Origin of the sequence: Ramlibacter tataouinensis (genome assembly GCF_027941915.1) — a bacterium.
Lineage (GTDB): Bacteria > Pseudomonadota > Gammaproteobacteria > Burkholderiales > Burkholderiaceae_C > Ramlibacter > Ramlibacter tataouinensis_C.
Genome location: NZ_CP116009.1, coordinates 2,325,195 through 2,346,393, shown reverse-complemented (window position 1 = coordinate 2,346,393; position 21,199 = coordinate 2,325,195). Strand labels below are relative to the sequence as shown.

Genomic DNA, 21,199 nt, shown 5'->3' with positions numbered 1-21,199 from the left:
GGGAGCCCTCCTCAGAGCGAAAAGATCTTGCCGGGGTTCAGGATGTTCTTGGGATCCAGCGCGCGCTTGATGGTGCGCATCATGTCGACCGCGCCGTCGCCGGCCTCGTCGACCAGGAAGCCCATCTTGTGCAGCCCGACCCCGTGCTCGCCGGTGCAGGTGCCGCCCAGCGCCAGCGCGCGCGCCACCAGCTTGTGATTGAGTTCCTCGGCGACCTGGCGCTCGCGCGGGTCGTTCGGATCGAGCAGGTAGCCGAAGTGGAAGTTGCCGTCGCCGACGTGGCCGACCAGGAAGTAGGGCAGGCCGCCGGCGTCGGCCTCGGCCACCGAGTCGAGCAGGCAGTCGGCCAGCCGCGAGATCGGCACGCAGGTGTCGGTGGAGATGGCGCGGCAGCCCGGGCGCGACTGGATGGCGGCGAAGTAGGCGTTGTGCCGCGCCGTCCACAGGCGGGTGCGCTCCTCCGGCGTGGTGGCCCACTCGAAGGCATTGCCGCCATGCTCGCCGGCGATCTCCTGCACCGCCTCGGCCTGTTCCTGGACGCCGGCGGGCGAGCCGTGGAACTCCATCAGCAGCATCGGTTCCTCGCGCAGCGTGAGCTTGCTGTGCCGGTTGACCATGCGCACGCTGTTGGCGTCGATCAGCTCGACGCGGGCGATCGGCACGCCGAGCTGGATCACCTGGATCACGGTGCGCACCGCCGCCTCGATGCTGGGGAAGGAGCACACCGCCGCCGAGATCGCCTCCGGGATCGGGTACAGCCGCAGCGTGATCTCGGTGATGACGCCCAGCGTGCCCTCGCTGCCCACCATCAGGCGGGTCAGGTCGTAGCCGGCCGACGACTTGCGGGCGCGGGTGCCGGTGCGGATCACCTCGCCGCTGGCGGTGACCACCTCCAGCGCCAGCACGTTCTCGCGCATGGTGCCGTAGCGCACGGCGTTGGTGCCGGAGGCCCGGGTGGCGCTCATGCCGCCGATCGTCGCGTCGGCGCCGGGGTCGATCGGGAAGAACAGGCCGGTGCTGCGGATCTCGTCGTTGAGCTGCTTGCGCGTGACGCCGGCCTGCACCGTCACCGTCAGGTCCTCGGCGTGGACGGCGAGCACCTGGTTCATGCGCGAGAGGTCGATGCTGATGCCGCCCTGCACCGCCAGCAGGTGGCCTTCCAGCGAGGAGCCGACGCCGAATGGAATCACCGGCACCTCGTGCTGCGCCGCCAGCGCCACCGCATCGGCCACGTCCTGCGTGCTTTCGGCGAACACCACCGCGGCCGGCGGCGGCACGTCGAACGAGGATTCGTCGCGCCCGTGCTGCTCGCGCACCGCGGCGGCGGTGGAGCACTGGGCGCCGAAGCGCGCCGCCAGCGCGTCCAGCAGCGCCTGCGGCACCGGGCGCGGGTGGAACTCGGGGACGAGGTGGGACACGGCGGTGGGCGCGTTCATCGGCGGGCTCTCCTGGGAAGCAGGCAGTTTAAGCGGCAAGGCGCGACGGTGCCGGTGCTCCGCGCCCGGGCTCAAGCCCTCGCCGGGCTACCGCGGCTACTGCAGGCTGTCGGCGTACTCCGCGCGCGAGACGCTGCCGTCGCGGTTGCGGTCCATGTCCTCGAAGGTCATGGTGACCAGGGGCAGGCGCAGCGCTTCGGCCCGGCTGAGCAGGCCGTCGCGGTCGGCGTCGGCCTGCTGGAAGAACTGGGCGATCTGCAGCGCGGTGAGCGGCCCTTGCACGGCCACGGTCGCCTGCGGCGCCACCGAGGGCGTGCCGCCGGTCAGGCCACCGGCATAGCCGCCCGCAGCCGGTGCGATCGGCACACCCATGACGTCGCCGACCGTGGCGGCGCCGGCGTTGACCGGGGTGCCCACGTCCGGCGCCACCGTGGCGCCCACTGCCGCGGGCATCCCGGCGGTGCCGGTCGGAATGGACAGGGTCGAGCCGGGCACGGTCACCACGCCGCGCGTGCTGCTGGGCACCGTGACCACCGTGCCGGCCACGCCGGCGGCATCCGGCCGCGCGGTGGTGCTGGGTGCCGTGATGGCGGCGCTGGTGCCCGGCGCCGCGATCACCGTCGAGGGCGTTCCGGCAGGGAAGGGCAGGGGCGAGGGCAGGCCGGCCGGAAAAGGCGACACCGGCGCCAGCCCGGCGGGGGCGGGCGCGGTCGGCGGCAGGACCGCGGTGCCGCCGCCGGGGACGACCGAGACAGGCGGGGTGGCCGGGGTGGTCACGGTCGCGGGCGTGGTCACCGTCGCCGGGCGGACCCCCGGGCGGGTGCTGAAGGCCGCCGGTGGCGGCGAGGTCGCACTGCGCGCCGGCAGCTGCGCGAAGGTCGGTGCCGCGCCCAGCGCCAGCAGCAGCGCCGCCAGCCGCACCGGCGGGCGGGGGTGGAAATGGAGCAAGGATCGCATCGCATCACTCCTGACCGGTCCATGGTGGCGCGGCCGTTGGCTCGCTGGCTGTCGTGCACACACGCCAATGTGCGTAGGACGCCTCGCACCGGCGCCGCCGACGCGGCTGGGCCCCGGTGGGACAATCGATCCGGGCAAACAGCAGCGAAGGAAGCGCACCATGGGCAATCGCCTGAGCCAGATCGCCACCCGCACCGGCGACGACGGCACCACCGGACTCGGCGACAACACACGCGTGCCCAAGAGCAGCTTGCGGGTGCACGCCATGGGCGATGTCGACGAGCTGAATTCGCACATCGGCGTGCTGCTGTGCGAGCGCTTGCCCGATGCCGTGCGCGAGTTGCTGGTGGAAGTGCAGCAACAGCTGTTCAACCTGGGCGGCGAGCTGTCCATTCCCGGCTACGAATTGCTCAAGGCCGAGGCGCTGGCCGTGCTGGACGAGGCGCTGGCGCAGCACAACGCCGCGTTGCCGCGGCTGCAGGAGTTCATCCTGCCCGGCGGCAACCGGTCCGCCGCGCAGGCGCACGTCTGCCGCACGGTGGCGCGCCGGGCCGAGCGGGCGGTGGTGGCTCTGGGCCAGGCCGAGCCGCTCAACGACACGCCGCGCCGCTACCTCAACCGGCTGTCGGACCTGATGTTCGTGCTGGCCCGCGTGCTCAATCGCATGGACGGCGGTGACGACGTCTACTGGAAGAGCGAGCGGCTGGCCCGCTCGGCTTCCAGCGACTGACCCGGCGCCTCAGCGCGGCGCGGCGGCGGCTTGCGGTGCCCGGCCGCCCCGGCTGAGCAGCGCGTACAGCAGGATCGCGCCGAAGGTGGCGGTACCGATGCCGCCCAGCGCGAAGCCGCCGAACTTGAGCGTGAAGTCGCCGGTGCCCAGCACCAGCGTGACGGCCGCCACGATCAGGTTGCGGTTGTCGGCGAAGTCGACCCGGTTGTCGACCCAGATCTTGGCGCCGGCCGCGGCGATCAGCCCGAACACCACGATCGACACGCCGCCCATCACCGGCAGCGGAATGGCCTGGATCACGGCGCCGAACTTGGGCGAGAAGCCCAGCAGGATGGCGATCAGCGCCGCCAGCACGAACACCGCGGTCGAATAGATCTTGGTGGCCGCCATCACGCCGATGTTCTCGGCGTAGGTGGTGACGCCGGTGCCGCCGGCGGAGCCGCTGACCATGGTGGCGATGCCGTCGCCGATGAAGGCGCGGCCCATGTACGGGTCGAGGTTGCGGCCGGTCATGGCGGTCACCGCCTTGATGTGGCCCAGGTTCTCGGCCACCAGGATCACCGCCACCGGCGCGATCAGCAGCATCGCCTGGCCGCTGAACACCGGTGCGGCGAAGCTGGGCGCGCCGAACCAGGCGGCGGCGGCGATGCCGGAGAAGTCCATCGGCTTGCCCAGGCCCAGGCCGTTGGCCAGGATCGCATAGACGATGCTGGCGGCGATCAGGCCGACCAGGATCAGCAGGCGCTGCACCATGCCGCGGGTGAACACCGCCACCAGCGCCACGCAGACGAAGGTGACGGCCTGCATCCACGAATCGAAGTTGCTGGCCGCCATGTTCTTGACCGGGATGCCGGCCAGGTTCAGGCCGATCACGGCCACCACGGCGCCGGTGACCACCGGCGGCATCAGGCGCTCGATCCAGCCGGTGCCGACGGCATGGACGATGAAGCCGATGATCGTGTAGACCACGCCGCAGGCGATGATGCCGCCCAGCGCCACGCCGATGTTGGCGTTGGGGCCCTTGCCGGCATAGGCTGTGGCGGCGATCACCACGCCGATGAAGGCGAAGCTCGAGCCCAGGTAGCTGGGCACCTTGCCGCCGGTGATGAAGAAGAAGATGAGCGTGCCGATGCCGCTCATCAGGATGGCCAGGTTGGGGTCGAACCCCATCAGGATGGGCGCCAGCACGGTGGCGCCGAACATCGCGATCACGTGCTGCACCCCCATGGCCGCCGTCTGCGGCCAGGGCAGGCGCTCGTCGGGGCCGATGACGCCGCCTTGCTGCAGCACCTGCGCGGGCCGCTCGGCCCAGCTGAACATTCCCATCTCCGCTCCTTCGATTGTTGAGGTGCGGCGATGCTACCGGGAACGTGACAAATCCTGCAGCGGGATCTTCAGGGCCGCAGGAAGGCGGCCACTGCTTCCAGCACCGCCGCGTCCTTGAGGATCTTCCGGTGGCCCAGGCCCTCGGTCGGCAGCAGGCGGGCGCCGCCGATGGCACCGGCGAAGGCCTGGCCATCGGCGAAGCGGTTGATGCTGTCGCCGCGATCGTGCACCACCAGCGTCGGCAGCCCGATCCGCGGGCCGACCTCGGCCGGCTCGAACTGGCGCATCACCACACCCTCGCGCGCCTCGATGCGGGCCTGCATGCGCGAGCGGGTGCGCTCGGACAGGCCGAACACCGCGGCGAACAGGCGCGTGTACTCCAGCGGCGACGACGGCGGCGCCAGCAGCACCAGGCGATCGACCGGCAGTCCGCGGCTGGACGCATAGGCGGCGGCATTGGCGGCCAGCGAATGCGCCACCACGGCGTGCAGCCGGTGGCCCTGCTGCTGCAGGCGCGCGACGGCGTAGTCGAGGGCGCGTGCGAACTGCGGCAGGTTGCTGGTCGAGCCGGCGCTGGCGCCGTGGGCCGGCATCTCCAGCAGCACCGGCCGCAAGCCGGCCTGGGCCACCGCCTCGGCCAGCGGCAGCAGCTGGCGCGCGTGGCCGCCCCAGCCGTGCGCCAGCAGCACCACCGGCGCGTGCGGCGCCACCGGCTGGCTGTAGAGCGTGAGGCCGCCGTCCTCGAAGGCCCAGCTGGCGGCCTGCCATTCGGGGCGCCAGTGGGCGCGGCGGCAGCGGCGTGCTGAACAACCGGATGGCGCTGCGGACCGCCAACGCCGGCCAGACGCGCTGGGAAGCGCCCAGCGCCAGCCGGAACAGGCGCAGCCCGGGGCTGGCCTGGTAGAAGGCGGACGTCGCCTGCAGGGCGGTGCGGGTGCTCATGGCCGCTCCTTTCACCAGAAGACCATGTCTTCGTTGCGGCGCGGCAGCGCCTGCAGCGAGCGGATGGCGGCGCGCACCACCTCGAAGGCGCCCCAGCCGAGGCCGAGCATCAGGAAGATCAACATGGCAAGTCCTTTCTTCGCACGATCGTGCGAACTTGGCGCGTGGAGAAACGGTGCGGCATGGCTGCGTCCGGGTTGGATGGTGTGGGGCGTCAGGCCCGGTAGCTGGCGAGCAGCCGCTGCCAGCTGGCCTGGGCGCGCTCGGCGGCGCGGCCGTCGCGCAGGAAACGGGTGTCGTGCACCAGACCCAGCACGAGCGCGGAGAGTTCGGCGACCAGCTGCTCGGCGTCGGTGTCCGGCCGCAGGTGCCCGGCCTCGACGGCCTGCAGCACGGTGCGCCGCAAGGCGGCCCGCCAGCGCACCACCTCGCCGTGCAGCTGGTCGCGCAGCGGGCCCTGGCGGTCGTCCAGCTCGAAGGCGCCGGCCGAATAGATGCAGCCGGTGCGCGCCTCGAGGTCACGGGTGCGCACGATCCAGCGCTGCACGATCGCCTCCAGCCGCGGCAAGCCTTTGGGCTGCTGCATGGACGGTACGAACACGTCCTCGATGAAGCGCCGGCCGAACTCCTCGACCACCGCCTTCTGCAGCGTCTCGCGCGAGCCCACGCGCGAGAACACGCCGCTCTTGGACAGGCCGATGCGGTCGGCCACCGCCTGCAGGGTGATCGACTCCAGCCCCTCGGCCGCGGCCAGGTCCAGCGCCGCGCCGACGATGGCGGCGCGGGTCAGCTCGCTGCGGGCGGTCCTGGCTTCCATGGCGCGGACTTTAGCACGATCGTGCGAAGTGGCAAGCGGGGCCATGTCCGGCCCGGTCAGCGCGACGCTCACCGCGGCGATTCACCGATGTCCGGCATGCCGTCCCGCGCTACCCTAGCGCGCATGAGCAAGCCGCCTTTCGTGCCTCGGCTGAGGCTGTACCAGGACTGGCTGCGCAGCGAGCGCGGGCTGGCCTTCGACTCCTACGACGCGCTCTGGCGCTGGTCGGTCACGGACCTCGGCGCTTTCTGGCAGAGCATCTGGGACTACTTCGAGCTGCAGTCGCCGACGCCGCACGCGCAGGTGCTGGCCGAGGAGAAGATGCCCGGTGCCCGCTGGTTCGAAGGGGCCCAGGTGAACTTCGCGCGGCAGGTGCTGCGGCATGTGCAGCCGGCGCAGGCGGCGGGCCTGCCGGCGCTGGTCAGCCGCAACGAGAAGGGGCAGCAGCACGAGCTGTCCTGGCCCGAGCTGCAGCGGCAGGCGGCGGCGCTGGCGCTGCACCTGAAGGCGCAGGGCCTGCAGCCGGGCGACCGGGTGGCGGCCTACCTGCCCAACGTGCCGGAGACCATCGTCGCCTTCCTGGCGGTGGTCAGCGTCGGCGCCGTGTGGAGCCTGTGCGCGCCCGACATGGGCACGAACGCGGTGCTGGACCGCTTCCGCCAGATCGAGCCGACGGTGCTGATCGCCTGCGACGGCGTGACCTACGGCGGCAAGGACCACGACCGCGGCGCCGTCGTGGCCGAACTGAAGGCGGCGCTGCCGAGCGTGCGGCACCTGCTGGTGCTGCGCAACCTGGGCGGCACGGCCGGCGCCGGGCTGCCGCCGCACGCCGACTTCACCGCCGCCGCGGCGCGCCGCGGCCCCGAGGTCGAGGCCTTCGAGCCGCTCTGGCTGCCGTTCGACCACCCCTTGTGGATCGTCTACTCCAGCGGCACTACCGGCCTGCCCAAGCCGATCGTGCACGGCCACGGCGGCATCCTGATGACGATGCTGCTGATGATGGCGCTGCACAACGACATCGGCTGCAGCTACGACGCCAACAGCTTCGGCGAGCGCTACCACTGGTACAGCTCCACCGGCTGGGTGATGTGGAACGCCCAGATGGCGGGGCTGGCGCTGGGCACCACCTGCTGCATCTACGACGGCAACCCGGGCGGCAGCAAGGACCAGCCCGACTGGACGGTGCTGTGGCGCTTCGCCGCCGACCTGGGCGTGACCTTCTTCGGCGCCGGCGCCGCCTTCTTCGCCAACTGCATGAAGGCCGGGGTGCAGCTCTCGCACTACCCGGGGCTCAGGACCGTGCGCACGCTCGGCACCACCGGCTCGCCCCTGTCGGAAGAGGTCCAGCGCTGGGGCACGCAGCAATTCGAACAGCTGGGCGTGCCCGACATCTGGTGGTGCAACATCTCCGGCGGCACCGATTTCGCCGGCGCCTTCATCGGCGGCAACCGCGAGCTGCCGCAGGTGGCCGGCCAGATGCAGTGCCGCCTGCTCGGCTGCGCGGTGGAGGCCTGGGACGAGCAGGGCCGGCCGGTGGTCGGCGAAGTGGGCGAGCTGGTGTGCAGCCGGCCGATCCCCTCGATGCCGCTGTACTTCTGGAACGACCCGGGCAACCAGCGCTACCTGTCGAGCTACTTCGACATGTACCCGAACGTCTGGCGCCATGGCGACTGGCTCGAGATCACGCCCGAGGGCGGTTGCATCATCTACGGGCGCAGCGACGCCACCATCAACCGGCACGGGATGCGCATGGGCACCAGCGAGTTGTACAGCGCGGTCGAGGCGTTGCCCGAGGTGCTCGATTCGCTGGTGGTCGACCTGGAGTACCTGGGGCGCGAGAGCTGGATGGCGCTGTTCGTGGTGCTGCGGCCCGGCGTCGAGTTCGACGAGGCCCTGCGCGCGCGGATCCACGGCGCGATCCGGGCGGCGCTCAGCCCGCGCTTCCTGCCCGACCAGGTGTTCCAGGTGCCGGAGATCCCGCGCACGCTGTCGGGCAAGAAGCAGGAGCTGCCGGTCAAGAAGCTGCTGCTGGGCCAGCCGCTGGAGAAGGTGGTGAACAAGGACGCGATGGCCAACCCGGCCAGCCTGGACTGGTTCGTGCGGCTGGCGAAGGAGCGCAGCGCGGCCGACGACGGTCTCGCTTAGTCCCGGCGAGGTTCCTCACGGCGTTGCCGCCAGGCTCCCTGGCTGTGCCGCTTCCTGCTCGAGCCCGTCGAGGAAGGCCCGGACCTTGGCCGGCACGAGCCGGCGGCCGGGCAGCAGGGCGTAGATGCGCAGCGGCTCGCAGGTCCACTGCGGCAGCAAGCGCACCAGCCGGCCCTGCGCCACCGCCGGCGCGCAGAAGGTGGCGGTGATGCGCGCGACGCCCAGCCCCGCGATGGCCGCGCGCAGGCGCACCTCGGCATTGCCGCTGCGCAGCGGCGGATTGCGCACTTCCACCTTCACCGCGCCGTCCGGGCCCGAGAACGACCAGGCGCTGTCGTCGCCGCCGGCCAGCAGCGGCAGCGCGTTCAGGTCCTCGGCGCCGGCGAAGTCGGGAAAGCGCGCCATCAGCTCGGGCGAGGCGAACACGCCGCGCTCGAGCGAGTAGACGCGCCGCGCCACCACCGTGGCCGGCGCGAAGCCCTGCTCGATGGGCGAGAACACGATGTCGTAATGGCGTTCGAACAGCGGCACCCGGTCGTGCTCGACGTCCAGTTGCACCTTCAGTTGCGGGTGCAGCGCCAGCAGGCGGCAGGCCACCGACGACAGGTGGTGGGCGCCGAACTCGTAGGGCGCGGCGATGCGCAGCGTGCCCTGCACCCGTGCGCCCTGCGCCATCGCGTCGACGGCCACTTCGCGCAACTGCGAGAACGGCCTGGCGATGTCACGGTAGAGCGATTCGCCGGCCTCGGTCAGGCGCAGGCGGCGGGTGGTGCGCTCCAGCAGCCGGGTGCCCAGTTGCGCCTCCAGCCGCGCCACCGATGCGCTCAGGCTGGACTTGGGCCGCTCCAGGGCGCGCGCCGCCGCGCTGAAGCCGCCGTGGTCGACCACCTGGCAGAAGGCATCGAAGTCGTCCCAATTCATTGTTCAGGATCCGGAACACAGTGGCCACGACGGACCCTTGATCGCCGCCCAGGCGCTTCCTAGCATTGTCCGTTCCACTGGCGCGGCACGGTCCGCGGGAGAACGCGATGTTCCTGAAGAACTGCTGGTACGTGGCCGCCTGGGACCACGAACTGCTGGATGGCCGGCTGCTGGCGCGCACGCTGCTGGAAGAAGCCGTGCTGCTCTACAAGAGCGAGAGCGGCAAGGTCGTCGCCCTGCAGGACCGCTGCTGCCACCGCGGCGTGCCGCTGCACCTGGGCCGGCGCGAGGGCGACGACCTGCGCTGCATGTACCACGGGCTGAAGTTCGACCCGAGCGGCAAGTGCATCCAGATCCCCGGCCAGGAGGTGATTCCGGCCAAGCTGGGCGTGCGCAGCTTTCCGGTGGTCGAGAAGGACCACCTGGTCTGGATCTGGATGGGCGATCCGGCCAGGGCCGACCCGGCCGACATCATTGACTTTCCCTACCTGCGCGATCCGCAGTGGAAGGGCATCCCCGACTACATGCACTACCGGGCCAACTGGCTGCTGATCGTCGACAACCTGTCGGACTTCGCGCACCTGGCCTTCGTGCACACCAGGACCCTGGGCGGCTCCGAGGAGTACGCCTACGTCACCAAGCCAGTGGCGATCGAGCGGCTGCCGCGCGGTTTCCGGGTCGAGCGCTGGCACCTGGACGCGGCGCCGCCGCCGTTCCACCGCAAGGTGCTGCCGGCCGCCGAGAAGGACCGGCACGTGGACCGGCGCAACATCGGCCACATGCACATCCCCGGCATCTTCTTCCTGGAGTCGATGTTCTCGCCGGCCGGCAGCGGCAGCGACAAGGGCCACCGGGAAGGCACCCGGGAGTACCGCAACTGCCAGTTCATGACGCCGGAGACGCGCCGCACCACGCACTTCTTCTGGACCTACCTGAACAACTGGGAGGGCGACGACGCCAACATCTCGCGCTCGCTGCACCAGAGCCTGATCGAGGGCTTCCTGGAGGACAAGCACCTGATCGAGGCGCAGCAGGTGGTGATCGATGCGGATCCGCAGTTCGAACTGCAGGCGATCGCCTCCGACGCCGCCCTGTCGCACTTCCGCCGCACCCTGGCCACGCTGGTGGCGCAGGAGCAGGCGCAGCAGGTCACCAGCCAAGCGGCGGCCAAGCCCGCGGCCAGGCCGCACCAGATCGGCATGGCCTAGGGGGCTGCCGGGGGACTCCCGGCCGGCCTGGCGCTCAGGCCGCCTGGGGGACGGCCTTGCGCCGGTTCACCAGCACGATGCCGGCGGCCACCGCGGCCAGCGCCAGCACCAGTTGCAGGGTCAGCGGCTCGTCCAGCAGCGCCACGCCGAACACCAGCGCGAACACCGGGGTCAGGAAGGTGAACGAGGACAGGCGGGTGGCCGGGTAGTAGCGCAGCAGCCACATCCAGGCCAGGTAGCTGGCGAAGGCGCCGATCGCGGTCTGCAGCGCGATCGAGCCCCAGGCATAGGCCGAGTACCGCAGCGACCAGCTCTCGCCCCAGGCCAGCGACAGCAGCGGCGCCACCACCGCCGTGACGGCCACCTGGTAGAACAGGATCTTCTCGGCCGAGGCGCTGCCCAGGCGCGAGGCGCGGATCACCAGCGTGGTCAGGCCCCACAGCGTGCCGGCCGCCAGCGCCAGCGCATCGCCGCGCAACTGGCGCGCGCTGGTGGAGCCGGTGAAGCCTTCGCTGAAGGCCACGGCGACGGCGCCGAAGGCGATCACCAGGCCGACCCACTGCACCGTGCCGAGCCGCTCGCTCGGCACGAAGCGCGGCGTCAGCAGCGCCACCACGAAGGGCGAGGTGTAGAGGAACACCGTCAGCCGCGACGCCGTGGTGTCGAGCAGGCCCAGGTAGATGCAGCAGAACTCGGCGGCGAACAGGGCGCCGGCCAGCAGCCCGGCGCGCAGCGTGCCGTCGCGCTGGAACAGCGGCACGCCGCGCACGGCGCACCAGATCCCCAGCAGCACGGTGGCGCCGGCAAAGCGCAGCGCCGCCTGCCACAGCGGCGGCACTTCCACGACGGTGGTCTTGATCAGGATCTGCTGGAAGCCCCAGAACAGGCAGCAGGCCAGCAGCAGCGACACGGCCAGGCCGTCGAGGGTGTTCTTTCTCTGCCTCATCGGCGGCAATCGTAGCGGCCCGCCGCCAGTCGCGCGCGGGCGATCAGCCGCGCGCCGTCACCAGCTTCTCCAGCAGCTGGCGCAGCGCCTTCTTCTCGGTGGCGCCGAGCGCGCGCAGCAGGCGGGCCTCGTGTGCCTTGGCCTGCTCCACCAGCGGCCTGACCAGGCGGCGCCCGGCGACGGTGGCCGAGACCAGGGTGCGGCGCTGGTCGGCCGGGTCGCTCTGCAGCGCGAGCCAGCCCTGCTCGGCCATGCGCTGGACCAGCTTGGTCACGGTGGGCTGCTTGGACAGCACCTCGTGCGCCAGCTGGCTGACGGTGAGCGGGTCGCCGTCGTGCAGCGTGGCCAGCACGCGCCACTCGATGGAGGACAGGCCGCGCGCGCGCACCTGGGCGTCGAAGTCCTTGTACAGGGCATGGTTGGCCTGCCCGAGGAGGTAGCCCAGGTAGTTGTCGACGAAGCGCGCGGCCATGGCGCTAGAGCGGCAGCTCGGTGTAGAAGCGCCCGCCATGGAACAGCAGCGGCGCCGCGCCGGCGCGCCAGGTGCAGCGCTCGACCTCGCCGACGAAGATCACGTGGTCGCCTTCCTCGTAGCGGCTGCGGTTGAAGCACTCGAAGGTGGCGGCGGAGCCGGCCAGCAGCGGCGCGTCGCCGCAGCCGCGCGTGAAGGCCACGCCGTTCCAGCGCTCGGCGCCCTTGACCGCGAAGCGCTCGGCCAGCAGCTTCTGGTCGGCCGCCAGGATGTTGATGGCGTAGTGCGAGCCGGTGCTGAAGGCCGGCAGCGAGGCGGCCGCGCGCGACAGGCTCCACAGCACCAGCGGCGGCTCGAGCGAGACCGAATTGAAGGAGCTGGCCGTCAGCCCGATGGGCTTGCCGTCGGGCGTCATCGCCGTGACGATGGTGACGCCGGTGGCGAACATGCCCAGCGCGCGGCGGAACTCCGTGGCCGAGAACGTCGGGGGCTGGGCCTTGCGGGGCGGGCTCATCAGCACGGTTTGCATGAAATTTCATGTAGTATGGCCCAAGACGCCCGACCCATGCTGCAGGAAAGAATCGAACCCGCCTGGCTGGATGCCTTCGAGGCCGTGCTGCGGCGCTGCGCCGTCCAGCCGGGCGACACCGTCGCCGTGCTCAGCGAAAGCCAGAGCCGGCCGGTGCTGGTGGAGCTGGCCCGGCTGGCGGCCGCGCGCCTGGGCGCGCGCGTGTTCGGCCTGGTGATGCCCACGGTGTTCGCGAGCGGCACCCCGCCGGCGCGCTCCACCGGCGCCTCGGACGCCCTGCAACACATCGCGCCGGCGGTCGCAGCGCTGGCCGGCAGCACGCTGGTGGTCGATTGCACGGTCGAAGGCCTGATGCATGCCCCGGAGCTCCCGGCCATCCTCGAAGGCGGCGCCCGCGTCCTGTACGTGAGCAACGAACACCCCGAGGCGCTGGCCCGGCTGGCGCCCTTGGACGATGGCTCGCTCGAGCGGCGGGTCAAGGAACACGTCAAGCGGCTGCGCGGTGCGCGCGAGATGCGGGTCACCTCCGAAGCGGGCACCGACCTGCGGATCTCGCTGCAGGGCGCCGTGGCCGGTGGCAACTGGGGCTACACCACGCGGCCCGGCACCATGACCCATTGGCCGGGCGGGCTGGCGCTGGCCTTCCCGGCGGCGGGCAGCGTCGACGGCCGGCTGGTGCTGGCGCCGGGCGACGTCAACCTCACGTTCAAGCGCTACCTGGAGCAGCCGGTCACGCTGGTCATCGAGGCCGACTACGTCACCCGGATCGAAGGCACCGGCCTGGATGCCGAGCTGATGCGCAGCTACATCGCCGCCTGGAACGACCGCGAGGCCTACGCGGTGAGCCACGTCGGCTACGGCCTGAATGCCGCGGCGCGCTGGGACAGCATGGCGCTGTACGACAAGCGCGACTTCAACGGCACCGAGCTGCGCGCCTTCGCCGGCAACTTCCTCTACAGCACCGGCGCCAACGAGGTCGCCGGCCGCCACACGCTCGGCCACTTCGACCTGCCGCTGCGCCATTGCACGGTCACGCTGGACGGCACGCCGGTGGTGGAGCAGGGCCGGCTCCTCGCATGAGCACGCTGCCGACCTTCACCACGCTCGGCGCCGGCCCCACGGTGCTGATGCTGCACGGCATCGGCGGCGGCCACCTGGCGTTCGCGCCGCAGGTGGAGAGCTTCGCATCGTGCGGCTATCGCGCGGTGGCCTGGAACATGCCCGGTTACGGCCACAGCGCGCCGATCGAGCCCTACACCTTCAAGGGCCTGGCCGAGAGCTGCATCACGCTGATCGAGGGCCTGGCGTGCGAGCATGTCGTGCTGGTGGGCCACAGCATGGGCGGCATGGTGGCGCAGGAGGTGGTGGCGCGCCGCCCGGAGCTGGTCAGCCGGCTGGTGCTGTGCGGCACCTCGCCGGCCTTCGGCAAGCCCGATGGCGACTGGCAGCGGTCCTTCGTGGCCGAGCGCACCGCGCCGCTGGACGCCGGCCGCAGCATGGCCGATCTGGCCGAAGCGCTGGTGCCGCAGATGATCGGCCCGGCGGCCCTGCCCGAAGGCGTGCGGCTGGCGCAGCACTGCATGGGCCTGGTCAACCCTTCGACCTACCGGCGCGCGCTGGAGGCCCTGGTCAGCTTCGACCGCCGCGCCAACCTGCCGAACATCCACGTGCCCACCCTGCTGCTGGCCGGCGAGCACGACCGCCAGGCGCCGCCGGCGGTGATGAAGAAGATGGCGCAAGCCATCGCCGGCAGCACCTTCCTCGAGCTGGCCGGCGTCGGCCACCTGCTGAACCTGGAGGCCCCCGAGGCCTTCGACGCCGCGGTGCTGGATTTCCTGGCGCTGCCGGGCGTGCGGCTGCACTGAGGCCGCCATGAAGCGCCGGCTGCTGCCCCTGTTGCTGCTGCTGGCTGCCACGCTGGCCGGCGCCGAGCCCGACGAACAGCTGCTCGGCAAGGACCAGGGCTATCCGGTCGCGCCCAACCTGGCCGGCTGGTACGACAACCCGTACCGGGTCGGGTCCTGGTCGGCGCTCGACCAGGTGCCCGGCGTGCGCGTCAGCCGGGTTGCCGCCTCGCCCCGCCCGCGCCCGCTGGCCCGGATGGCCACGCCGCCGCCGCTGCGCTACCGCTACCGCAACATCGGCTACACGCTGGACGAGTACCTGGAGCGCCAGCGCGCCACCGGCCTGCTGATCCTCAAGGACGGGCAGGTCGTCGCCGAGCGCTACCGCTACGGGCGGCACGAGGACGCCCGCTTCCTGTCGTTCTCGATGGCCAAGAGCGTGACCGCGCTGCTGGTGGGCGTCGCCCTCGACAAGGGACTGATCGCCTCGCTGGACGATCCGGCGCAGACCTACGCCCGCGAGCTGGAGGGCACCGCTTACGGGCAGACGCGGCTCGTGCACCTGCTGCGCATGGCCTCGGGCCTGAGCTTCAGCGAGCGCTACGACGGCCGCGACGACGTGAGCCGGATGACGCGCGCCTTCGTCGTCGATGCGGGCGGGACGCTGCCGGTGCTGCGATCGGTGGCCGATCGCCACTCGCCGGCCGGCGAGAAGTTCGTCTACGCCAGCGCGGAAACGGAGGTGCTGGGCCGGGTGCTGCGCGGCGCCACCGGCCGCAGCCTGGCCGAGCTGACCCAGGCCTGGCTGTGGGAGCCGATCGGGGCCGAGCACGAGGCGTTCTGGCGCATCGGCGCCGATGGCCAGGAAGGGGCCTTCGCCTTCTTCAACGCCAGCCTGCGCGACTGGGGCCGGCTCGGCCTGCTGCTGGCGCGCGACGGCGAACTGGACGGCCGCGCCATCGTCTCGCGCGACTACCTGCTGCAGGCCACCGACGCCGCGCGCCAGCCCGCCGCCTTCCGGCCGTACCGCGCCACCCGCTGGGAAGGCTACGGCTTCCAGTTCTGGCTGTCGCCGCTGCGCGCGCGCACCTTCGCCATGCACGGCATCCACGGCCAGGCGGTCTACGTGCAGCCGTCCTCGGGCGTCGTGATGGTGCTGACCTCGGCCTGGCAGGCCGCCAGCGGGCAGCAGGACCCCGCCCCGTTCCAGGAGCGCGACGCGCTGTGGCGCGGCGTGCTGCAGTCGCTCGGCGGCAGCACCGACTGAAGGAATCCGGCCACCACAGGACCAAGGACATGGACGCAATGACTTCCCTGGGCTTCACGCCCGCGGTCGGCGACACCGAGCTCACGGCGCAGCAGCGCTCGCTGCTGTCGCTGGCGCACGAGCTGGGCGAGCAGCGCTTTGCCCCGCGCGCGGCGCAATGGGACGAGCAGGCCAGCTTCCCGTTCGCCAACTACGACGACCTGCGCGAGAGCGGCCTGCTGGCCCTGTGCGTCCCCGGCGCGCACGGCGGCGGCGGCGCCGACTACGCCACCTACATGATGGTGGCAGCCGAGATCGGCCGCTTCTGCGGCGCCACCGCGCTGACCTGGAACATGCACATCTGCTCGACGCTGTGGACCGGCGTGCTGGCCGATGGCATCCCGATGACCGACTCGCAGCGTGCCGAGCATGCGGCGCGGCGCGAGCTGCACTTCCGCCGCGTGGTGCAGGACGGCGCGATCTACGCGCAGCCGTTCTCCGAAGGCAGCGCCGCCGCCGCCGGCCGCGCGCCGTTCGGCACCACGGCGCGCAAGGTCGAGGGCGGCTGGGTGGTCAACGGCCGCAAGATCTTCGCCTCGCTGTCGGGCGCCGCCGACTACTACGGCGTGCTGTGCACCGAGGAGCAGGAAGGCGTCAAGCCGGACCCCAGGGACACGCTGTACCTGGCGGTGCCGGCCACCAGCGAGGGCTTTGCGATCAGCGGCGACTGGAATCCGCTGGGCATGCGCGGCACCGTCAGCCGCAACCTCACGTTCCAGGACGTGTTCGTGCCCGACGAGGCCCAGCTCATGCCGCGCGGCGTGTACTTCAAGGGCGCGCAGACCTGGCCGGCGATGTTCTTCACGCTGGCGCCGACCTACCTGGGCCTGGCCAACGCCGCCTACGACTTCACCGTGCAGTACCTGCGCGGCGAGGTGCCGGGCGAGCCGCCGGTCAAGCGCCGCATGTACCCGACCAAGCAGGTGGCGGTGGCGCAGATGCGCATCCAGCTGGAGAACCTCAAGAGCATCTTCCTGCGCGCCATCCGCGAGGCCCGGCCGAACCCGTCCAAGGACGAGCGCATGCGCCTGTACGCCGCGCAGTACACGGTGATGGAAGGCGCCAACGACCTGGCGCGGCTGGCCATCCGCACCTGCGGCGGCCAGAGCATGATGAAGCACCTGCCGATCGAGCGCATCTACCGCGACAGCCGCTGCGGCTCGCTGATGCTGCCCTGGACGGCCGAGCTGGTGCTCGACCGGATGGGGCGCGAAACGCTGTACGAAGCCGGCGAGAAGGATGAGTAGGGCGGGGCGCCGCACGGCCGCGCTCCTGGCCCTGCTCGCGGCCGCCTCGCTGGCGCCGGCCCAGGGCCGAACACCCTGCGACAGCCTGGTGCGCCTGCCCAATGTGAGCGCCGCGCTGTGCCGGCAGGCGGCGCTGGTGGACAGCGGCGCGCGCTCGGTGCGCGGCGTGCCGCTGTACCTGCGCGACGTGGTGCAGCCCAAGGCCACGATGCGGGTGCTGGTCGCCGGCGCGATCCACGGCGACGAGCTGTCGTCGGCCTCGGCGGCGCTGCACTGGATCCGGCTGGCCGGCGAGCCCGCGCGGCTGGCGCAGCCGGTGCACTGGCGCTTCATCCCGCTGCTCAACCCGGACGGCGCGCTGGCCCGGCCGCCGCGCCGCACCAATGCCAACGGGGTCGACCTGAATCGGAACTTTCCCACGCCCGACTGGGCGCGCGAGGCCCAGGTCTACTGGGAAAAGCGCACCCGCAGGGACCGGCGCCGCTGGCCCGGCCCGCAGCCGCTGTCGGAGCCGGAGAGCCGCTTCCTGCACCAGCAGATGGAGGCCTTCCAGCCCCACCTGATCGTGTCGATCCACGCGCCCTATGGCGTGCTGGACTTCGACGGCCCGTCGGTGCCGCCCTCGCGGCTGGGCCGGCTGTACCTGGACCAGGTCGGCATCTTTCCCGGCTCGCTGGGCAACTACGGCGGCCTGCACAGGGGCGTGCCGGTGGTGACCATCGAGCTGCCCAGCGCGCTGCGCACGCCGCTGGAGGCCGAGATGCGCCAGATGTGGCTGGACCTGTTGCGCTGGATGGACGAGCGGCTGCTGGCGCCGGCGTCGATGTCGCGCTGAATCCGCCGCCGGCCGGCGGCACAATGGACCGGATCCCAGCGAGGACAGTCCATGAGCGCCGATCCCGCATCCAACGGCATCGTCGCCCGCTTCGGCAGCGGGCGCGCGGTGCCGCGCATCGAAGACGAGGGCCTGCTGCAGGGCCGCGGCCGCTTCACGGACGACCTGCAGCCCGAGGGCCTGCTGCATGCGGCCTTCGTGCGCTCGCCCCATGCGCATGCGCGCATCGTGTCGGTCGATACCGCGCCCGCGGCAGCCATGCCCGGCGTCGCCCTGGTTGCGAGCGGCGCCGAGCTGCAGCTGGCGGGCGTCAAGACCTTGCCGGTCAACGCCGCCTTCCAGCGTCCCGGCGGCGGCGCCGCCGCTTCGCCGCCGCGGCCGGTGCTGGCCATCGACCGCGTGCGTTTCGCCGGCGAGGCGGTGGCGCTGGTGGTGGCCGAAACGCTGCAGCAGGCGCGCGATGCGGCCGAGGCGGTCTGGGTCGAGTACGAGGAGCTGCCTTCGGTCGTCGATGCGCAGCAGGCGGTCGACGGCGGCATCGTGGCGCTGTGCGACGAGGCGCCGGACAACGTCGCCGCCGAGGCACGTTACGGCGACGCGGCGGCGGCCGAGGCCGCCTTCGCGCAGGCGGCCCATCGCGTCACGCTGGACCTGACCAACCAGCGCCTGGCGGCGCTGGCGCTGGAGCCGCGCACGGTGTTGGCGTGGGTCGCCGACGACGGCCGTCTCACGATTCGCATGAGCACGCAGATGCCGTCCGGCGTGCGCACCTCGGTCTGCGATGCGCTCGGCCTGGCGCGCGAGCAGGTGCGCGTCACGGTGGGCGACGTCGGCGGCGGCTTCGGCATGAAGACCGGCGCCTACCCGGAAGACATCGCCGTCGCCTGGGCCGCCCGGCAACTGCGGCGCCCGCTGAAGTGGGCGGCCGACCGCAGCGAGGAGTTCCTGTCCTCGCACCACGGCCGCGACCTGCGCAGCCACGCGCAGCTGGCGCTGGCCGCCGACGGCCGCATCCTGGCGCTGCGGCTACGCTCGCTGGCCAACGTCGGCGCCTACGCCACCGGCACCGGCGTCGTCATCCCGCTGCTGGTCGGCCCCTGGGTGCAGACCAGCGTCTATGACATCCCGGTGGTCGACTTCCACTTCGGCGCCGTGCTGACCAACACCGCGCCGACGGGCGCCTACCGCGGCGCCGGCCGGCCGGAGGCGATCTTCGTCATCGAGCGGCTGATGGACGAGGCCGCGCGCCAGAGCGGCATCGACCGCATCGCGCTGCGCCGGCGCAACTTCATCCGGCCGCAGCAGATGCCCTACACCAACCCGATGGGCCAGACCTACGACGTCGGCCGCTTCGAGCACGTGCTGGACCAGGGCCTGGCGCAGGCCGACTGGAACGGCTTCGAGGCCCGGCGCGCGCACAGCCGCGCGCGCGGCAAGCTGCGCGGCCGGGGCATCGCCACCTTCCTCGAATGGACCGGCGGCAACGTGCTGGAAGAGCGCGTCACCGTCACCGTGCTGCCCGACGGCGTGATCGAGGCGTTCTCGGCCGTCAACGCGATGGGGCAGGGCATCGCCACCACGCTGGCGCAGCTGGTGGTGGACGTGTTCGGCGTGCCGATCGACCGGGTGCGCGTGGTGCTGGGCGACACCGACCGCGGCGATGGATTCGGCAGCGCCGGCTCGCGCTCGCTCTTCACCGGCGGCTCGGCGCTGCGCGAGGGGGCGCAGCGCACGCTGGACGAAGCGCGCCGGCTGGCGGCGCAGGCGCTGGAGGCCAGCGCGCAGGACCTCGAGTACCGCGCCGGCCGCTTCGGCGTGCGCGGCACCGACCTGGCGATCGACCTGGCTGCGCTGGCCGGGCGCCAGCCGCAGCGGCGCATCCACCTGGAAAGCACCACCACCGTGGCCGGCCCGAGCTGGCCCAACGGCTGCCACGTCAGCGAGGTGGAACTGGACCCGGCCACCGGCCAGGTGCAGGTGGTCGCCTACAGCAGCGTCAACGACGTCGGGCGGGTGGTCAACCCGACCATCGTGCGCGGCCAGCTCGATGGCGGCGCGGTGCAGGGGCTGGGCCAGGCGCTGCTGGAGCAGATGGTCTATGACGAGGGCAGCGGCCAGCCGATCACCGGCAGCCTGATGGACTACGCGGCACCCCGTGCCGACCTGCTGGCCTGCGAGTTCGTCACCTCGATGGACGAGAGCACGCCCTGCCGGAACAACCCGATGGGGGTGAAGGGCGTGGGCGAGCTCGGCACCATCGGGGCCACGCCGTGCGTGGTCAACGCGGTGGCCGATGCGCTGGCGGGCGGCGGCTACCCGGCGTTGGCGAGCCGGTTGCAGATGCCGCTGACGCCCGGGCGGCTGTGGGCGCTGATGACGGCGAGCGATCCGGCGGCACCGCCGGCGGCGGCCTGATCCGCAACGCCGCAATCAGCGCGGCGGCGGCAGGTCCTCGCCCCCCATCCGTCGCCACAGCCAGCGCAGCCCCGCCCCGAGATCGCCGCGGGCCCCGCGGTTCTGCGCCGGCACCGCTTCCCAGCGACCGCCTTCGCGCCGCCCGACCCGGAAGTTGAACGAGTAGTTCGGCTCCTGTCCCATCCGCAGGTCGGTGATGTAGGCCGCGTCGCCCTGGCGCTGCATCCGGTAGAAGCCGTGCGTGAACCACTGCATGCGCTGCACCGGCCACAGGTCCTGCAGTTCACGCTCCAGCGCGCGGTCGCTGGCAAAGCGCTCGAAGCGGATCGGCCGGCCGTCCAGCAGCGAATGGAAGCCCTCCTCGTAGCCGCCGTCGCGCATGGCCACGATGCGCCACAGCACGGTGTTGAAGGGCGTAGGCGTCACCAGCAGGTGCTCGGCCGGGCGGCCGGCGGCCGCCAGCTCGTCTTGCGCGAGCGCGCGCACGTGCGCTTGCGCGCCCACGCTCCAGGCCAGGTAGGCGGTGGACAGGCCGAGCGCCCAGGCGTTCCAGCGCAGCCCGCCATGGCCGCGGCCGCGCGCCACCGCGCCCGCCAGCCCGATCAGCAGCGGCACGGTGTAGAGCGGATCGATGATGAAGATGCTGCCGACGCCGAACGGGTGGTCGGTGAAGGGCAGCAGCAATTGCGTGCCGTAGATCGTCAGCGTGTCCAGCAGCGGGTGCGTGACCAGCGCCAGCCAGAGCGCCAGCCACCAGCGGCGAAAGCGATCGGCCTCGCCCGCCACCCGGCTGACCAGCGCGGCCACCAGCGGCGAGGCCAGGGTCAGCCAGAACAGGGCGTGGCTCTCGGCGCGGTGGTAGGTCATGTTGGCCACGGCGTTGCCGTGGTCGATGAAGGCGTCGAGGTCGGGCAGGGTGCCGGCGATGCCGCCCGCCAGCGCCGCCTTCCATACCGCGCTGCGGCGGCCCATGACGGCCACGCCGACGGCGGCCCCCAGGGCGAGTTGCGAGATCGAATCCATGGGCGCGCAGGCTATCAGGCGCCGTGCCGCCAAGCGGCAAGCCGGGTCCCACCTCCAGCCGCTGGCGCGCCGGCGCGTGGACTCAGGCGACGGGTGATGG

Annotated in this window: 18 protein-coding genes and 1 pseudogene; 9 read left to right on the top strand and 10 right to left on the bottom strand. The window is 72.1% G+C overall.

Annotated features, from left to right (window positions below; all coding sequences use genetic code 11):
* Positions 1-11: 11 nt before the first annotated feature.
* Complete coding sequence (locus tag PE066_RS10980) at positions 12-1,436, bottom strand: FAD-binding oxidoreductase (RefSeq protein ID WP_271232580.1); 1,425 nt, start codon at positions 1,434-1,436, stop codon at positions 12-14.
* A 96-nt stretch (positions 1,437-1,532) separates the two neighbouring features.
* The gene (locus PE066_RS10975) at positions 1,533-2,393 is read right to left on the bottom strand and encodes a hypothetical protein (protein WP_271232579.1); all 861 of its coding nucleotides are present in this window, start codon (positions 2,391-2,393) and stop codon (positions 1,533-1,535) included.
* A 160-nt stretch (positions 2,394-2,553) separates the two neighbouring features.
* Here PE066_RS10975 and PE066_RS10970 point away from each other — a divergent pair, with 160 nt between their 5' ends.
* Complete coding sequence (locus tag PE066_RS10970) at positions 2,554-3,123, top strand: cob(I)yrinic acid a,c-diamide adenosyltransferase (protein ID WP_271232578.1); 570 nt, start codon at positions 2,554-2,556, stop codon at positions 3,121-3,123.
* Positions 3,124-3,132: 9 nt separating this feature from the next.
* Here PE066_RS10970 and PE066_RS10965 read toward each other — a convergent pair whose 3' ends face one another.
* The 3 genes and pseudogenes from PE066_RS10965 to PE066_RS10955 all read right to left on the bottom strand — a co-directional run bounded on the left by PE066_RS10965 (position 3,133) and on the right by PE066_RS10955 (position 6,208).
* Entirely contained in the window at positions 3,133-4,449 is a 1,317-nt protein-coding gene (locus tag PE066_RS10965) for a solute carrier family 23 protein (RefSeq protein WP_271232577.1), read from the bottom strand.
* Positions 4,450-4,517: 68 nt separating this feature from the next.
* Positions 4,518-5,391: pseudogene (locus PE066_RS10960) on the bottom strand (alpha/beta hydrolase).
* Positions 5,392-5,605: 214 nt separating this feature from the next.
* Positions 5,606-6,208, bottom strand: coding sequence for a TetR/AcrR family transcriptional regulator (locus PE066_RS10955; RefSeq protein ID WP_271232576.1), 603 nt, complete (start codon positions 6,206-6,208; stop codon positions 5,606-5,608).
* Positions 6,209-6,331: 123 nt separating this feature from the next.
* Between PE066_RS10955 and PE066_RS10950 the strand changes: the two genes are divergently transcribed.
* Positions 6,332-8,353 carry an acetoacetate--CoA ligase gene (locus PE066_RS10950; protein ID WP_271232575.1) on the top strand — a complete coding sequence of 674 codons (2,022 nt, stop codon included), beginning with the start codon at positions 6,332-6,334 and terminating at the stop codon, positions 8,351-8,353.
* Positions 8,354-8,368: 15 nt separating this feature from the next.
* Here the strand turns inward: PE066_RS10950 and PE066_RS10945 are convergent, their stop codons facing one another.
* Positions 8,369-9,274, bottom strand: coding sequence for a LysR family transcriptional regulator (locus PE066_RS10945; RefSeq protein ID WP_271232574.1), 906 nt, complete (start codon positions 9,272-9,274; stop codon positions 8,369-8,371).
* Positions 9,275-9,381: 107 nt separating this feature from the next.
* On the opposite strand from PE066_RS10945, the gene PE066_RS10940 reads away from it, so the two are divergent.
* Positions 9,382-10,482, top strand: coding sequence for an aromatic ring-hydroxylating dioxygenase subunit alpha (locus PE066_RS10940; protein ID WP_271232573.1), 1,101 nt, complete (start codon positions 9,382-9,384; stop codon positions 10,480-10,482).
* 34 nt (positions 10,483-10,516) lie between these two features.
* Here the strand turns inward: PE066_RS10940 and PE066_RS10935 are convergent, their stop codons facing one another.
* From PE066_RS10935 to PE066_RS10925, 3 genes are read right to left on the bottom strand one after another with little or no spacing between them, the layout of a single operon-like run.
* Positions 10,517-11,428, bottom strand: a complete 912-nt coding sequence (locus PE066_RS10935; protein ID WP_271232572.1) for a DMT family transporter — start codon at positions 11,426-11,428, stop codon at positions 10,517-10,519.
* A gap of 43 nt (positions 11,429-11,471) precedes the next feature.
* Entirely contained in the window at positions 11,472-11,900 is a 429-nt protein-coding gene (locus PE066_RS10930) for a MarR family winged helix-turn-helix transcriptional regulator (RefSeq protein WP_271232571.1), read from the bottom strand.
* A 4-nt stretch (positions 11,901-11,904) separates the two neighbouring features.
* Positions 11,905-12,429 carry a flavin reductase family protein gene (locus tag PE066_RS10925; RefSeq protein ID WP_440480527.1) on the bottom strand — a complete coding sequence of 175 codons (525 nt, stop codon included), beginning with the start codon at positions 12,427-12,429 and terminating at the stop codon, positions 11,905-11,907.
* Between the two features lie 36 nt (positions 12,430-12,465).
* On the opposite strand from PE066_RS10925, the gene PE066_RS10920 reads away from it, so the two are divergent.
* The 6 genes from PE066_RS10920 to PE066_RS10895 are packed head-to-tail and all read left to right on the top strand — an operon-like array spanning position 12,466 to position 20,076.
* Positions 12,466-13,509: a peptidase M29 gene (locus PE066_RS10920; RefSeq protein WP_271232570.1), complete on the top strand. Its 1,044-nt coding sequence runs from the start codon at positions 12,466-12,468 to the stop codon at positions 13,507-13,509.
* Positions 13,506-14,294 carry an alpha/beta fold hydrolase gene (locus PE066_RS10915; protein ID WP_271232569.1) on the top strand — a complete coding sequence of 263 codons (789 nt, stop codon included), beginning with the start codon at positions 13,506-13,508 and terminating at the stop codon, positions 14,292-14,294. Before PE066_RS10920 ends, PE066_RS10915 begins: the two co-directional genes overlap by 4 nt.
* A gap of 7 nt (positions 14,295-14,301) precedes the next feature.
* Positions 14,302-15,540 (top strand): serine hydrolase domain-containing protein, encoded by a 1,239-nt coding sequence (locus PE066_RS10910; RefSeq protein ID WP_271232568.1) that lies wholly within the window; start codon positions 14,302-14,304, stop codon positions 15,538-15,540.
* A gap of 38 nt (positions 15,541-15,578) precedes the next feature.
* Positions 15,579-16,826 carry an acyl-CoA dehydrogenase family protein gene (locus tag PE066_RS10905; RefSeq protein ID WP_271232567.1) on the top strand — a complete coding sequence of 416 codons (1,248 nt, stop codon included), beginning with the start codon at positions 15,579-15,581 and terminating at the stop codon, positions 16,824-16,826.
* Positions 16,819-17,661 carry a M14 family zinc carboxypeptidase gene (locus PE066_RS10900; protein ID WP_271232566.1) on the top strand — a complete coding sequence of 281 codons (843 nt, stop codon included), beginning with the start codon at positions 16,819-16,821 and terminating at the stop codon, positions 17,659-17,661. The genes PE066_RS10905 and PE066_RS10900 overlap by 8 nt, the downstream gene beginning before the upstream one ends.
* Before the next feature lie 51 nt (positions 17,662-17,712).
* On the top strand, positions 17,713-20,076 hold the full coding sequence (locus PE066_RS10895; RefSeq protein WP_271232565.1) for a xanthine dehydrogenase family protein molybdopterin-binding subunit: 2,364 nt from the start codon (positions 17,713-17,715) through the stop codon (positions 20,074-20,076).
* 15 nt (positions 20,077-20,091) lie between these two features.
* Here PE066_RS10895 and PE066_RS10890 read toward each other — a convergent pair whose 3' ends face one another.
* Entirely contained in the window at positions 20,092-21,099 is a 1,008-nt protein-coding gene (locus PE066_RS10890) for a metal-dependent hydrolase (protein WP_271232564.1), read from the bottom strand.
* Between the last annotated feature and the right edge of the window lie 100 nt (positions 21,100-21,199).